The organism is Rhodococcus sp. C3V (genome assembly GCF_029269915.1).
Taxonomy (GTDB): Bacteria; Actinomycetota; Actinomycetes; order Mycobacteriales; family Mycobacteriaceae; genus Rhodococcus_F; species Rhodococcus_F qingshengii.
In genome coordinates this window covers 24,536-38,545 of sequence record NZ_JARJBE010000002.1, presented here as the reverse complement: position 1 = coordinate 38,545, position 14,010 = coordinate 24,536, and the positions used below count along the sequence as shown (strand labels likewise).

Below are 14,010 nucleotides of genomic sequence, written 5' to 3'. Positions count from 1 at the left end.
TACCTGAACTTGCCGCTGAGCTGCTGCTTTGTCACGCCAGACCTGTCAGGCTGGTTCTACGGACGACGCAGTACCTGTCCGATTCGACTGATTATTCAACGGCACGTTGGAGGTAAGCATGTTTTGGAAGATCGTTTTGGCCGTCGTACTGGTGTGGGTCGCACTCGCGGTGGTCGGTGCGCTGATCAAGGGGCTTTTCTGGGTTCTGGTGGTCGGCGCTGTCGGCTTCGGAATCTACTTCCTGGTGAAGGCGATGTCGGGAAGTGACGACAATTCGCCCGCTTCGCGGTTCTGACGGGCAAGATCTGCCCTATGGAAAACTTCCCCGAGGACTGGCAGCGCGCGATTGTCATCGTGGCGCATCCCGATGACATCGAATACGGCGCAGCCGCAGCAGTGGCGCAGTGGACCGATCGCGGCAAAGACGTGCGATATGTCCTGGCCACGCGCGGCGAGGCCGGAATCGCCGGTCTGTCGCCCGAAGAGTCCGGCCCGATCCGCGAGGAAGAAGAGCGTCGCTCGGCCGCGATCGTCGGTGTCGGTGAGGTGGAGTTCCTCGGCCTGCCCGACGGTCGTCTCGTGGAAGGCTTGGAGTTGCGCTCGACTCTCGCCGCAGCAATTCGCCGCCACCGTCCGGAATTGGTGGTGACGATGAACTTCTCCCACACCTGGGGCCCCGGCTATCTGAACAGCGCAGATCACCGTGCACTCGGGATCAGCGTTCTCGACGCAACTGCCGACGCAGCAAACGAATGGATCTTTCCCTCGTTGACGGCGCAGGGACTGGCGCCGTGGCCCGGTGTTCGGTGGGTTGCGGTCAATACGATGACTCCCACACACTGCGTCGACGTGACGTCGACGGTCGATCGCGCCGTGGATTCGCTAGCGGAACATGCGCGATATCTGGCGGCGCTGAGTTCCACGCCGATCCGGGAACAGGCGCGCGCACAGATCGACATGGTCAGCGGACCGAAGCCTGGTTTCGACGCCGAGCGAGCAGTTGGTTTCGAGTTGTACTATTTCTGATGATCTCTGAGCGAGAGAAATCGCAAGTCCCGACGGGATTGCCGGTGACTTGTCCGGTATTGTGTTACACACGATGGTAATCCGTAACGCAGATGACTCAATTGCCCCTCGCAAGGCAGATGGTCAGCGCATCCCCAGCCGCGAGATCGACGACGTGATTCTCGACGCAGCAAGGTCGTGTGTCCTCGATTTCGGAATGCAGCGAACCACACTTGCCGAGATCTCGCGTCGGGCCGGCGTGAGCCGACCGACGGTCTACCGGCGATGGCCGGACACGCGAGCTGTCGTCGCGGACCTGCTCACCCGGGAGATTCGATCGGTGCTGCCCGAGGTGACCTTCAACGGGTCTGCCGGCACGTTGCTCGTGGAGGCGATCGGTGACGTCGTCGGCCAGATTCGCGACCATCCGCTCTTCGTGAAAATTCGGCAAGCCGATCAAGAATTGCTGACGACGTACATCGTGGACCGGCTCGGCGCGAGCCAGAAGTCGATTCTCGAGCTGATCACATCCGTTGTCGCGGCCGGCCAACAGGATGGTTCGATTCGTGAGGGAAGCGTCAACGAGATCGCGGCGATGGTTCTACTGATGGCTCAGTCCGTCGTCATTTCTGCGCCGACTCTCGAGCCGGAGCTTTCCTCCGATGCGTCGGTCGAGCAACTTCGATATGCGGTCGCTGCTTATCTGGCACCCGTCAAGAATTCGGGAGAATAGCTGTGAGCCCCCTAGATTCAGCAGGCAGCGATTCAGCGCTCAACGCACAACGGCGTACTCGTGAACTCGAGCAGTTGGCGAACGGCGATTCGGTCGACGTCCTGGTGATCGGCGGCGGAATCACCGGTGTCGGTGTCGCTCTCGACGCCGTGACTCGTGGGCTCAGTGTTGCGCTGGTCGAAAAGCACGACCTCGCGTTCGGCACCAGCCGCTGGAGTTCGAAACTGGCACACGGCGGCCTTCGGTACCTGGCTTCCGGCAATGTCGGTATAGCGCGTGAAAGTGCGGTCGAGCGCGGCATTCTCATGACGCGCACCGCGCCTCACCTCGTTCGCGCCATGCCTCAACTCGTACCGCTGTTGCCCGAAACGTCGTTCTTCGGGAAGGCCCTGGTGCGTACCGGTTTCCTGGCCGGTGACGCTCTGCGCATGTCGGCGCGAACCCCGGCTTCGGTGCTGCCCAGATCACGGACGGTCAGCGCTGCGCGGGCGCGCGAATTGGCTCCCGCGGTCAAGCAGGAGAACCTACGAGGCGCCTTGACCGCGTTCGACGGGCAGCTCATCGACGACGCTCGCCTCGTCGTCGGTATCGCCAGAACCGCAGCGTCGCACGGCGCGCGAATCCTGACCCGCGTCGGTGCATACGACGTATCCGGAACGTCGGCCACCTTGCGTGACGAGTTGACCGGATCCGAGTTCTTGATGCGTGCCCGCGTCGTGATCAATGCGACCGGTGTCTGGGCTGATCAGGTCGACTCCAGCATCACCCTGCGCCCAAGCCGCGGGACGCACCTGGTGCTCGATGCAGCGCGATTGGGGAACCCCACGGCAGCGCTGACCGTGCCGATTCCCGGCGAGACCAACCGTTTCGTCTTCGCCCTGCCCGCGCAGCTCGGCCGGATCTACCTCGGGTTGACCGACGAAGCAGCGCCGGGGCCGGTGCCAGACGTGCCGTCGGCGTCCGAGGACGAGATCGACTTCCTGCTCGACACCGTGAACACGGCGTTGGAAGTTCCGCTGACCCGTGGGGACGTCTTGGGGACCTTCGCGGGTCTGCGTCCGCTGCTGGACACCGGTGAAGGCTCGACGGCCGACCTCTCGCGCAATCACGCTGTAGTCCGTTCGGACTCGGGCTTGGTCACGGTGGTAGGCGGAAAACTCACGACGTACCGCAAGATGGCCGAAGACGCCGTCGACGCTGCGGTCGAGGTCGGGTCGCTGAGCGCCGGGGCATGTCGGACACGCGCGTTGCCGCTGGTAGGCGCTGCATCACCGGCGGAATTGAAGAAGATCAAGGCACCCGCGTCATTGGTGGCGCGATACGGCACCGAGGCCGAGGTCGTTGCCGCGGCGAGCGGCGATCGTCTCCGGTCGGTTGCGGACTTGGAGATCTGCGGTGCCGAGTTCGATTTCGCGGTGTCGCATGAAGGCGCCCTCGACGTCGACGACGTCCTCGATCGCAGGACGAGAATCGGATTGGTGGCTTCGGATCGCGAACGCGCACTGGGTGCGGCGGAACAGGCCTTTCACTCGGTGTGACACTCTGATCCGGTGCGTGTAGCCGTTGTTGCCGGGCCGGACCCGGGTCATGCTTTTCCCGCAATAGCGTTGTCGCTGGCGTTGATCCAGGCCGGCGACGAACCGATCCTGTACACGGGGACCCGGTGGGTCGAGGCAGCGCGAGCAGCCGGCGTGGAAGCCGAGCCGCTCAAGGGCTTGGCCCCGCGGCCGGGAGACGACGATCTTGATGCAGGCGCTCGGATTCATTCGCGCGCCGCCTATATTTCCACCGAACTGCTTCCCGACCTGAAGTCCGTCTCCCCGGATCTCGTCGTTTCCGACATCCTCACTGCCGGAGGCGGATTGGCCGCCGAAAGACTTGGCATCCCCTGGGTGGAACTCTCGCCTCACCCGCTGTACTCACCTTCACGGGGGTTGCCGCCGATCGGCAGTGGGCTCGCGCCCGGCGTCGGAATTCGTGGTCGACTCCGCGATACCCTGATGCGCGCAGCGACGGGACGTTCGATCAAGCAAGGGTTGGCCCAGCGATCCCAGGCCCGTGTCGGTGTCGGACTGCCCGCTCTGGATCCCGGTCCGCAAGCGCGGCTGATCGCAACACTTCCGGCACTCGAAGTGCCTCGCCCCGACTGGCCGGAGTGCGCACACGTCGTCGGACCGCTTCTCTGGGAGCCGACCGAAGTCATTCTGGATCCACCGCCAGGTGACGAACCGCTGGTCATGGTGGCGCCGTCCACGGCGCACACCGGCGCAGTGGGAATGTTCGAGGGCACCGTCGAAGGACTCGACGGCGCCGGTGTCAGGCTGATCGCGTCGATGCTCGACGGGGCTGAAGGTCAGCATCCTGATTGGGTTCGTGCAGGTCTCGGACGCCAGGACGCGATGCTGCGTGACGCGTCGGTGTTGGTATGCGGCGGCGGGCACGGCATGTTGGCGAAGGCCCTGCTGGCCGGCGTGCCGACGGTCGTCGTTCCCGGGGGTGGGGACCAGTGGGAGTTGGCCAATCGCGCTGCGCGGGCAGGGACGTCGGTGATCGTGCGGCCCGCAGATGCTCAGTCGATTCGCGATGCGGTACTGCAGGTGCTCTCCGACGGACGATTTGCGGAAGCTGCGAAGTCTGCTGCCGCGACTGCGTCGCAGGTCATCGATCCAGTGGCGGTGTGCCGACAGGTGGTCAGCGGTGGTGTGACGGCGTGAGCACGTTGCGCCTGAATGCAGGTGCACCGCTCTGTGGACTACGGTGGCGGCTGTGCGGTTGACCGAATTTCATGAAATGGTGCGCGAAGAGTTCGGGCAGGTACGAGGCGACTCGATGCTGATCGACCATGTACTCCAGAGTCTCGACGGAATGACTGCTGCGGAGGCCGTCGAAGCAGGCTGGGAGCCTCGCGAGGTGTGGCGTGCGCTCTGTGTGGAGTTCGACGTACCACCCGCCCGCCGCTGATTCTTCGGCGTGTCGAACGTCTCCCATCTTCTGTTCGAACACGTGTTCGTCTATGCTGAAGCTGTTCGGTGGTGACGCTCCTTTGGTAACTGCGAACTTTCGATGTTCTACAAACGCGGTGACCTACAAACGCGGTGATCGACAAGCGCTAAAGCAAGATCGAAAAGTCTGTCGGTGGCCGGATCTACTCTGATCGCAACACACCAACAGGGTCGGCTCAGGCAGGCGCTGAAGAGACGGAGTCTGCTCAGGCAGGCACTGAAGACTGAAACAAGGATGGGGATCACGATGGCACCACAGGCACCTGATCGGGACAAGGCACTCGACCTCGCGTTGGCGCAGATCGACAAGAACTTCGGCAAGGGTTCGGTGATGCGCCTGGGTGAGGGTGTCCGCCAGCCCATCGCCGTCATTCCCACCGGTTCCATCGCGCTCGACGTCGCGCTGGGTATCGGCGGACTGCCGCGTGGCCGCGTCATCGAGATCTACGGCCCGGAGTCCTCGGGTAAGACCACCGTGGCACTGCACGCAGTTGCCAATGCTCAGGCCAACGGCGGCATCGCGGCGTTCATCGACGCGGAGCACGCACTCGATCCCGACTATGCAGCCAAGCTGGGCGTCGATACCGATGCACTCCTGGTCTCACAGCCGGACACGGGTGAGCAGGCCCTCGAAATCACCGACATGCTGATCCGTTCAGGCGCCCTCGACATCGTCGTGATCGACTCCGTGGCCGCTCTTGTTCCTCGCGCCGAGATCGAAGGCGAGATGGGTGACAGCCACGTCGGTTTGCAGGCTCGACTGATGAGCCAGGCGCTGCGCAAGATCACCGGTGCCATGAACAACTCGGGCACCACCGTCATCTTCATCAACCAGCTTCGCGAGAAGATCGGCGTGATGTTCGGTTCTCCCGAAACCACCACCGGTGGTAAGGCACTGAAGTTCTACGCTTCGGTCCGCCTCGACATCCGTCGTATCGAAACTCTCAAGGACGGTACCGACGCAGTGGGTAACCGCACTCGCGTCAAGGTCGTCAAGAACAAGGTCGCGCCGCCGTTCAAGCAGGCCGAGTTCGACATTCTCTACGGCCAGGGCATCAGCAAGGAAGGCTCGCTCATCGACATGGGTGTCGAGCACGGGTTCATCCGCAAGTCCGGCTCCTGGTACACCTACGAAGGTGACCAGTTGGGTCAGGGCAAGGAAAATGCTCGTAAGTTCTTGCTGGAGAACACCGATATCCGCGACGAGATCGAGAAGAAGATCAAGGAAAAGCTCGGTATCGGTGCTGACGTCACTGCAACCGACGAAGCTCCCGCCGACTTCTGAGTTCAGTCATGAGCTTCGACGACGGTGACAACGGCGAGAATGCTCGTGAAGAGTACGGCGCTCCTCGGCGTCGATCCCGTCAACGATCCGAGAAGCCGTCGCAACGCGCAGAAGGTGGGACGGAGGCGCAGGCCAAAGATGCTTGCCTACGCCTCCTGACCGACCGGGCGCGCAGTCGTTCCGAGCTGGAAACAAAGCTGAGCGGGCGCGGCTTCGAGCCCGAGATCATTGCCAAGGTCCTCGATCGACTCCAAGAAATCGGGTTGATCGACGACGCGGACTTCGCGAACCAATGGGTTCATTCGCGGCACACGTACTCGGGCAAGGGAAAGCGTGCGCTTGCAGTCGAGTTGCGGCTCAAAGGAATCGACCAGGACACCGCTTCCGAAGCGTTGTCACAGATCGATCCGGAAGACGAGCGCGAGCGAGCAGCGGAGCTGGTTCGGCGGAAGCTGAAGAACAAGCCCGTCGATGATCGCGACAAGGTCACGCGTCGACTGGTCTCGATGCTGGCACGCAAGGGATATTCAGCTGGGATGTCGTACGAGGTGGTCAGAGCCGAGATGGCTGCTGCAGAGCTGTAGGTAACCAGACCGTAGGCAAAAAGCACCGTCGGCATCGAATACCAAGAGCGGGGTGTGTCACCGGATTCGGTGACACACCCCGCTCCTCGTGTCAGTGGAACAGCAGGTCGATCAGCTCACGGCTTGGTCAGGTCCATACCCGGTACCGAAACGGCAGCGTCGCCAACCGGAGCCGCGACGGGCCCCTTGCCCTTTCGCTTCCCGGACCGCAGGCGCTTCTCCACCTTGGTTGCCAGGTACGTGAGCGAGGAGTTCAGGATGATCATGATGACCGCAGCCACCATGAGTGCCGGAAGGTAGTTCTGAAATGCAGCGCCCAATTGCGTGGACTGCCGAACAAGTTCGGTGTAGCCGATGATGTAGCCCAGCGCTGAATCCTTGAGTGCAACAACCATTTGCGATATCAGTGCGGGGAGCATGGTTGTGACCGCCTGGGGTAGCAAGATCGTCACCATGATTTGAGATTTGCGCATGCCGAGAGCTTTGGCGGCTTCGCTTTGTCCACGGGGGAGTGAGTTGATTCCCGAGCGAACAATTTCCGCGATCACCGATCCGTTGTAGAGCGTCAAACTCACCACGACGGCGGAGAGTGCCAAGTAGTCGAGCTTGACAATTTTGTACTCGGCAAAAACCGCATACATGAAGATGATCAGCAGCAGTACGGGAATTGCGCGGAACAATTCCACGATGACACCACTGACAACGCGTACTGCGCGGTGATCGGACAATCTGCCGATGCCGAGAATTGCGCCCAGGATCAGTGCAAGCACGATGGATAGTGCCGCCGCGATCAAGGTGCCTTTGATGCCGGGAAGCAGATAGGTCGTCCAGACGTCCGCCTGTAGGAAGGGATCCCATTTGGCCGATGTCAACTGCCCTTTGTCGTCGAGCGCGCGATACACGACAAACGCAATGGCGAGGGCGAGGACGGCTACGACAACCGACGCGAATCGGTACAGTGCCCGGGCCTTCGGGCCTGGCGCGTCGTAAAGAACGGTTGCTTGTTTGGTCATCGTGCGACCTCGAATTTCTTGGCGAGTTTGCCGAAGAGCAATCCCGTCGGCAGCGTCAAGATGACAAAGCCGACGGCGAAGATTCCTGCGGTCAAGAAGAGTGCGGCTTCGTTTTCGAGAATCTCCTTCATCAATTTCGATGCCTCGGACACGCCGATGACGGCGGCGACGGTGGAGTTCTTGGTCAGAGCGATGAGGACGCTACCGAGCGGTGCGATCACGGCGCGAAATGCCTGAGGAAGAACGATGAGTCGGAGGTTCTGGAGGAAGGTCAGCCCTAGGGATCGTCCTGCTTCTGCCTGTCCCGCATGGACGGTGTTGATTCCGGCGCGGATCGACTCGCACACGAACGACGCGGTGTAGACGCTAAGTCCAAGGATCGCCAAACGGAAGTTGTTGTCGATCACGAAGGTTGACGAACTGGTTGATGCCAGACTGATGTCGAGAGTTTGGTACAGACCGAACACACAGAAGAGCAGAATCAGGGTGAGCGGCGTATTGCGGAAGACAGTGACGTAGGCGGCGCCGAGGAATCGGGCCACGGGTACGGGTGACACCCGCATGGCGGCAATAATCACTCCGAGGATCAATGCGCCGATCGCCGAGAAGATCGTGAGCTGGATAGTGGTCCAGAACGCTTCGAGTATCTGGCTTCCGTAATCGTCGATTATTTTCACTTACGGTCTCCCCAGTTCATGGGTCGTTGTTGAAAGTGCTTGCCCAGGTGGGATTTCCGAATACGGAAATCCCACCTGGAATGGCTACTGCTCAGTTGGATCAGTATCGGTCGACGGTGGGCGGAGCGGGCATCGTGTAACCGGACGGTCCGACCGTCTCGTTGAATGCTTCGGCCCACGCACCGGAAGAGATCATCTTCTCGATGGCATCGTTGACCTTGCCGCGACCTTCGGAATCGTCCTTCGCCAAGCCGATGCCGTAATTCTCCGTGGTGAACGGCTCACCGGCGATACGGAATGCGCCGGGAGACTGAGCCGCGTAGCCGGCAAGAATGATGTCGTCGGTGGTGACTGCGTCAACCTTGCCATTGCGTAGCGCCTCGACGCACGCCGAGTAGGTGTCGAACTCCTGGAGCTGGACGTCCTTGGCGTAGGTGTCCTTGACCTTCTGTGCAGGAGTGGAACCAGCCACCGAGCAGAGAATCTTGCCGCCGTTCAGAGATTCGGGGCCGGTGATGTCGGTATTGTCCGCGTTGACGAGCAGCGACTGGCCGGCGACGAAATACGGTCCGGCGAATCCGACCTTCTCCTTGCGAGCGTCCGTGATGGAGTACGTGGCGACGATGTAATCGACCTCACCGTTCTGGATCAACGTCTCGCGCTGGGCGGACGGTGATTCCTTGAACGTGATGTTCTCCGGTTTCACGCCCAGCTCGTTTGCGACGTACTTCGCGACCTCGACGTCGAAACCTGTGTACGTGCCGTCCGAATTGCGCAAGCCGAGTCCTGGCTGGTCGAACTTGATGCCGACGGTGAGCTTGCCGTCAGCAGCGTTCTCACTGATCGATTTGCTCTCCTCGCCGCCACCACAAGCCGTGGCAGCGAACGCGATAGCCATGATTCCGATTCCGAAACGGACGGAGCGATTGATCTTCATGAAGATCCTCTCAGTTGTCGACATGCAAACGGTGCAGTCGAGATGAACGGTGCAGCCGAGGTGAACGGTGCAGTCGAGCAAGTTGTCTTGTGGACGAGGACAGGACTGTCGGAGGGGACTGTGATCAGTGAGTGAGGATCTTGCCGAGGAAGTCCTTGGCCCGATCCGACTTGGGATGGGTGAAGAACTCTTCGGGCGTGGTGTCTTCGACGACCTGGCCGTCAGCCATGAACAGCACACGATCGCCGGCTTTTCGGGCGAATCCCATCTCGTGCGTGACCACGAGCATGGTCATGCCTTCCTTGGCGAGGGAAGTCATGACGTCGAGAACCTCGTTGACCATCTCGGGGTCGAGAGCGGAGGTGGGCTCGTCGAACAACATCACCTTCGGCTGCATCGCAAGAGCGCGAGCAATCGCGACACGCTGTTGCTGCCCGCCGGAAAGCTGCGCCGGGTACTTGTCGGCCTGATTGGCGATACCGACGCGCTCGAGCAATGCCTGCGCCGTCTTCTTGGCTTCGTCCTTCTTCGCCTTGCGGACCTTCATCGGTGCGAGCATGACGTTCTCGAGGATCGTCTTGTGTGCGAACAGGTTGAAGGACTGAAAGACCATCCCGACGTCGGCACGAAGTGCGGCAAGTGCTTTGCCCTCCTCGGGGAGCGTCTTGCCGTCGACGGCGATGGTGCCCGAGTCGATGGGTTCCAGGCGATTGATGGTGCGGCACAGAGTCGACTTACCGGAGCCCGACGGACCGAGGACGATCACCACTTGGCCCTTGGGTACTTCGAGATTGACCTCTTGCAGGACGTGAAGTTCCCCGAAGTGTTTGTTCACCGAGGTCATCGAAATCATGGATGTGGAATCGCCGGAGGTGGTCGGCGTCGTCGCATCGTCGGCTTGGGTCATAAACGAGAACCTTAGGCGTAGTTTGCGTCGACGCCCGTGATTTCGCCATGGTTCTTGCCATATGTAATGGAAATTTTACTGTGACGACGTTTATGTCGCGTTTCGGCTGTTTATCAGGGCGTTATTACACGTCGTAGTGGACGTGAGCTAGGCTGAAGCGTGTCACTGATCGACGAAATGTCCCCTGCACTTCCGGAGCCGACTGCAGTTCCGGAGCCGACTGCGAAGTCTGTTCGCACCTACGAGGTGCGGACGTACGGCTGTCAGATGAACGTCCACGATTCCGAGCGACTGTCCGGTCTGCTCGAGGACGCCGGGTATTCGAAGGCGGAGACCGGAACCGATCCTGATCTTGTCGTCTTCAACACGTGTGCGGTCCGCGAGAACGCGGACAACAAGTTGTACGGCAACCTCAGCCAGCTCGCCCCGAACAAGGAGGCGAACCCCGACATGCAGATCGCGGTCGGCGGGTGCCTGGCGCAGAAGGATCGTGACACCGTCGTCAAGAAGGCGCCGTTCGTCGATGTCGTCTTCGGCACTCACAACATCGGCTCGCTGCCCGCGCTGCTCGATCGTGCGCGTCACAATCAGCGCGCCGAGGTCGAAATCCTCGACGCACTCGAGGCGTTTCCGTCGACACTGCCAGCCAAGCGCGAATCTGCTTATGCAGGTTGGGTTTCCATCTCGGTGGGCTGCAACAACACGTGTACGTTCTGCATCGTTCCGGCCCTGCGTGGCAAGGAAGTGGATCGACGTCCCGGCGACATTCTGGCCGAGGTGCAGGCACTCGTCGACGAGGGTGTCTCGGAAGTAACCCTGCTCGGACAGAACGTCAATGCCTACGGCGTGTCGTTCGCCGATCCGGAACAACCGCGCGATCGCGGAGCCTTCGCCTCCCTCTTGAAGGCATGTGGACACATCGACGGCCTCGAACGGGTGAGGTTCACATCGCCGCACCCGGCAGAATTCACTGACGACGTCATCGAAGCGATGGCAACCACTCCCAACGTCTGCCCGCAGCTGCACATGCCGTTGCAGTCCGGTTCGGACAAGGTTCTCAAAGCGATGAAGCGCTCGTACCGCAAGTCGAAGTACCTCGGGATCATCGAGAAGGTGCGCGCCGCAATGCCGCACGCCGCCATCACCACGGACATCATCGTCGGGTTCCCGGGGGAGACGGAGGAGGATTTCGAGGAGACGCTGGACGTCGTGCGTAAGGCGCGATTCTCCAACGCCTACACCTTCCAGTACTCCAAGCGCCCGGGCACGCCGGCGGCGGAGATGGCCGATCAGCTTCCCAAAGAGGTTGTCCAGGAACGCTACATGCGATTGCTCGCCGTTCAGGAAGAAGTGAACATCGAGGAGAATCGCAAGCTCGTCGGCACCGAGGTCGAACTCTTGGTGGCAGCGGGGGAGGGTCGGAAGAACGCGGCGACTCAACGTCTCAGTGGTCGCGCGCGAGACGGCCGCCTGGTGCATTTCCGCCCCGAGGGAAACCTCGACGGCACAATCCGACCCGGTGACGTGGTGACGGTCGTCGTCACCCACGGAGCCCCTCATCACCTCGTGGCAGATGACGGAGTGCTCACGCACCGTCGGACCCGCGCCGGTGATTCGTTCGAAAAGGGCATCACACCCAAGACCCCGCCCATCGGCGTAGGTCTCGGACTACCGAAGATCGGTGCCCCGGCCCCACAACCCGTCCAGATGGGATGCAACGCATGACCTCGCAACACGAGAACACGACACCACAGCCGGGCGACGACGCCTTCGAGGGCTACCGCAAGGATCTCGACGACGCGGAACGCAAGGTCGCGGGAGAAATCGATCCGGGTGTGCGCGCCATGGTTGTCGCGGTTGCGGTGCTCGTGCTTGTCGGCACCCTTGCACTGCCCCATGCGGGAGTTGCGAACGGCTGGGATGTGCTCGCGTACAACCAGGACGCGGAAACCGAACGGATTGCACTGTTCTCACGCTTGTTCGTGTGGTTCGTCGTCATCTTCGGCATCGGATTCTCGATGCTCGCGCTGGTCACGCGGCGTTGGAGTCTGGCCTGGGTCGCACTCGCCGGCAGTGCCGTGGCGAGCGCTCTCGGCATGATGGCCGTCTGGTCGCGTCAGACCATTCCCGCCGGTTTCAATGTGGCAGGACCGTCGATCGGGCTGATCATCGGATGGTTTGCCGTCGTGTTCTTGACGTTCCATTGGCTCAAGGTGGTCTGGACACGAACCAACATTCAGCTCGCTGCCGAGGAGCAACGCCGGATCGCTGCGGCCGAAGCCGAGAAGCATCAGGAATGGAACGTCGGCTGACACAGCAGGCCGTCCGTCCAAAGCACAAGACAACGCCGGCTGACTCCTTTCGGAGTCAGCCGGCGTTTTTGTTGTCTTTACAGCTCGTCGTCGATTACTCGTTGACGGCGCTTTCGGCAGCTTCGGCCCACTCACGCCACTGCTTGGCCTGAGCGAGAGCCTTCTCGGCGTCCTTTGTCTTGCCGGCAGCCTGAGCCTTGGCGGCCTGCTCCTCGAACTGGCTCACCCGCTCCTTGAACTGCGCGACCCGGGCAAGTGCTTCCGGATCGGTGCGACGCCACTCGGCGTCGACCGCGTCGCGCACCTTGGTTTCGATGGCCCGGAGCTTCGCTTCGAGTTCCTGCATTCGGTCGCGCGGCACCTTGCCGATCGCGTCCCACTTCTCCTGCAGGTCGCGAAGCGCTGCGCGGGCGTTCTCGAGTCCGTGTGCCGGATCGATGTTCGCATTGGCAGCGAGCAGCTCCTCCTTTGCAACCGCGTTCTGCTCGAATTCGGCATCGCGCTCGGATGCAGCAGCGTTGCGCGCGGCGAAGAACACATCCTGAGCGCCCTTGAAGCGCTTCCACAGGTTGTCGTCGGCCTCGCGCGGTGCGCGGCCGGCAGCCTTCCACTCGCTGAGCAGATCGCGGAATTCCCCGGCGGTCTGTCCCCATTCAGTGGAGGTCGACAGCTTCTCGGCGCGCTCGACCAGTTCTTCCTTCGTCGAACGGGCGCTCGCACGATCCCGGTCGAGTTCGGCGAAGTGGGCTCCACGTCGTCGGTTGAAGGACTCACGAGCCTTCGAGTAACGCTTCCACAGTGCGTCGTCGACCTTGCGGTCGATTCCGCGAATCGTCTTCCACTCGTCGAGAATCTCGCGCAGTCGATCACCCGCGGTCTTCCACTGGGTCGACTCCGAGCCGATCTGCTCGGCCTCGACTGCGAGGGCCTCCTTGCGGGCGGTGCTTGCCGCGCGCGACTGTTCCTTCTCTTCCTTCGCGTGCGCTGCGGCCTCGTCGGAACCGGCAACGATCACGTCGAGTCGGCGAGCCAAAGCGTCGAGGTCACCGATCACTGCAGCGGTCGAGAGGGATTCGGACAGAGCGATGGCGGCAGCCTTGGTCTTCTTGGCGTCTCCGGCGCCCGACGTCAGTCGCGCCTCGAGTAGCGAGACCTCGGTCGCGAGGTCGTCGTAGCGACGACCGAAATGGGCGAGGCCCTCGGTGGCGTCGCCGGCCTGCCACGAACCGATCTGACGTTCACCGTCAGCGGTCTTCACCCAGGCGGTTCCGTCTTCCTCGACGCGTCCGAACTTGCTCGGGTCGCTGGCCGGTGCGGCGGTGACGGCATGCGAGGCTGCTGGTCCGGGGCGAGGTGCTCCGGGGCGGGGCGCACCGGGGCGTGGTCCACCAGGTTTGGGAGCGCCGGGTTTGGGTGCTGCCGGGCTCGGGCTGGCCGAACTGCTGTCGGCGCCGGTGGTGGGTTCACTGTTCTCGGTCATCGGTCCTCGTCTCTGCCGCGCGTCACGGCTGCCTGATCGCATTCCTGGTTCCATTGAACCCGGTACTCACGTTCT

15 protein-coding genes are annotated in these 14,010 nt (G+C 61.9%); 10 read left to right on the top strand and 5 right to left on the bottom strand.

The window, feature by feature from the left end:
- Positions 1-118 precede the first annotated feature (118 nt).
- The 8 genes from P3G66_RS05175 (at position 119) to recX (ending at position 6,609) form a co-directional block, all read left to right on the top strand.
- Positions 119-295: a hypothetical protein gene (locus P3G66_RS05175; protein ID WP_003942133.1), complete on the top strand. Its 177-nt coding sequence runs from the start codon at positions 119-121 to the stop codon at positions 293-295.
- A 17-nt stretch (positions 296-312) separates the two neighbouring features.
- Complete coding sequence (locus P3G66_RS05170; protein ID WP_042450681.1) at positions 313-1,026, top strand: PIG-L deacetylase family protein; 714 nt, start codon at positions 313-315, stop codon at positions 1,024-1,026.
- A gap of 73 nt (positions 1,027-1,099) precedes the next feature.
- On the top strand, positions 1,100-1,738 hold the full coding sequence (locus P3G66_RS05165) for a TetR/AcrR family transcriptional regulator (RefSeq protein ID WP_003942216.1): 639 nt from the start codon (positions 1,100-1,102) through the stop codon (positions 1,736-1,738).
- A gap of 2 nt (positions 1,739-1,740) precedes the next feature.
- The gene (locus tag P3G66_RS05160) at positions 1,741-3,276 is read left to right on the top strand and encodes a glycerol-3-phosphate dehydrogenase/oxidase (RefSeq protein ID WP_003942114.1); all 1,536 of its coding nucleotides are present in this window, start codon (positions 1,741-1,743) and stop codon (positions 3,274-3,276) included.
- Positions 3,277-3,288: 12 nt separating this feature from the next.
- Positions 3,289-4,452: a nucleotide disphospho-sugar-binding domain-containing protein gene (locus P3G66_RS05155; protein WP_276116282.1), complete on the top strand. Its 1,164-nt coding sequence runs from the start codon at positions 3,289-3,291 to the stop codon at positions 4,450-4,452.
- A gap of 52 nt (positions 4,453-4,504) precedes the next feature.
- Positions 4,505-4,699 (top strand): DUF3046 domain-containing protein, encoded by a 195-nt coding sequence (locus P3G66_RS05150; protein WP_003942185.1) that lies wholly within the window; start codon positions 4,505-4,507, stop codon positions 4,697-4,699.
- A gap of 288 nt (positions 4,700-4,987) precedes the next feature.
- Positions 4,988-6,025: a recombinase RecA gene (gene recA, locus P3G66_RS05145; protein ID WP_007735170.1), complete on the top strand. Its 1,038-nt coding sequence runs from the start codon at positions 4,988-4,990 to the stop codon at positions 6,023-6,025.
- 8 nt (positions 6,026-6,033) lie between these two features.
- Positions 6,034-6,609 (top strand): recombination regulator RecX, encoded by a 576-nt coding sequence (recX, locus tag P3G66_RS05140; RefSeq protein ID WP_276116281.1) that lies wholly within the window; start codon positions 6,034-6,036, stop codon positions 6,607-6,609.
- Positions 6,610-6,725: 116 nt separating this feature from the next.
- On the opposite strand, the gene P3G66_RS05135 is transcribed toward recX, so the two are convergent.
- From P3G66_RS05135 to gluA, 4 genes are all read right to left on the bottom strand, one after another.
- Positions 6,726-7,622 (bottom strand): amino acid ABC transporter permease, encoded by an 897-nt coding sequence (locus tag P3G66_RS05135; protein ID WP_042450676.1) that lies wholly within the window; start codon positions 7,620-7,622, stop codon positions 6,726-6,728.
- Positions 7,619-8,299 carry an amino acid ABC transporter permease gene (locus P3G66_RS05130; RefSeq protein ID WP_030535554.1) on the bottom strand — a complete coding sequence of 227 codons (681 nt, stop codon included), beginning with the start codon at positions 8,297-8,299 and terminating at the stop codon, positions 7,619-7,621. The genes P3G66_RS05135 and P3G66_RS05130 overlap by 4 nt, the downstream gene beginning before the upstream one ends.
- 100 nt (positions 8,300-8,399) lie before the next feature.
- Complete coding sequence (locus P3G66_RS05125) at positions 8,400-9,236, bottom strand: glutamate ABC transporter substrate-binding protein (protein ID WP_030535553.1); 837 nt, start codon at positions 9,234-9,236, stop codon at positions 8,400-8,402.
- A gap of 124 nt (positions 9,237-9,360) precedes the next feature.
- Complete coding sequence (gluA, locus tag P3G66_RS05120) at positions 9,361-10,089, bottom strand: glutamate ABC transporter ATP-binding protein GluA (RefSeq protein WP_007735175.1); 729 nt, start codon at positions 10,087-10,089, stop codon at positions 9,361-9,363.
- A gap of 231 nt (positions 10,090-10,320) precedes the next feature.
- Here gluA and miaB point away from each other — a divergent pair, with 231 nt between their 5' ends.
- On the top strand, positions 10,321-11,868 hold the full coding sequence (gene miaB, locus P3G66_RS05115) for a tRNA (N6-isopentenyl adenosine(37)-C2)-methylthiotransferase MiaB (protein WP_047271495.1): 1,548 nt from the start codon (positions 10,321-10,323) through the stop codon (positions 11,866-11,868).
- The gene (locus P3G66_RS05110; RefSeq protein WP_003942155.1) at positions 11,865-12,455 is read left to right on the top strand and encodes a hypothetical protein; all 591 of its coding nucleotides are present in this window, start codon (positions 11,865-11,867) and stop codon (positions 12,453-12,455) included. Before miaB ends, P3G66_RS05110 begins: the two co-directional genes overlap by 4 nt.
- A 94-nt stretch (positions 12,456-12,549) precedes the next feature.
- Here the strand turns inward: P3G66_RS05110 and P3G66_RS05105 are convergent, their stop codons facing one another.
- A complete protein-coding gene (locus P3G66_RS05105) occupies positions 12,550-13,935 on the bottom strand; it encodes a DUF349 domain-containing protein (protein ID WP_003942193.1) in 1,386 nt (461 codons plus the stop codon).
- Positions 13,936-14,010: the final 75 nt, after the last annotated feature.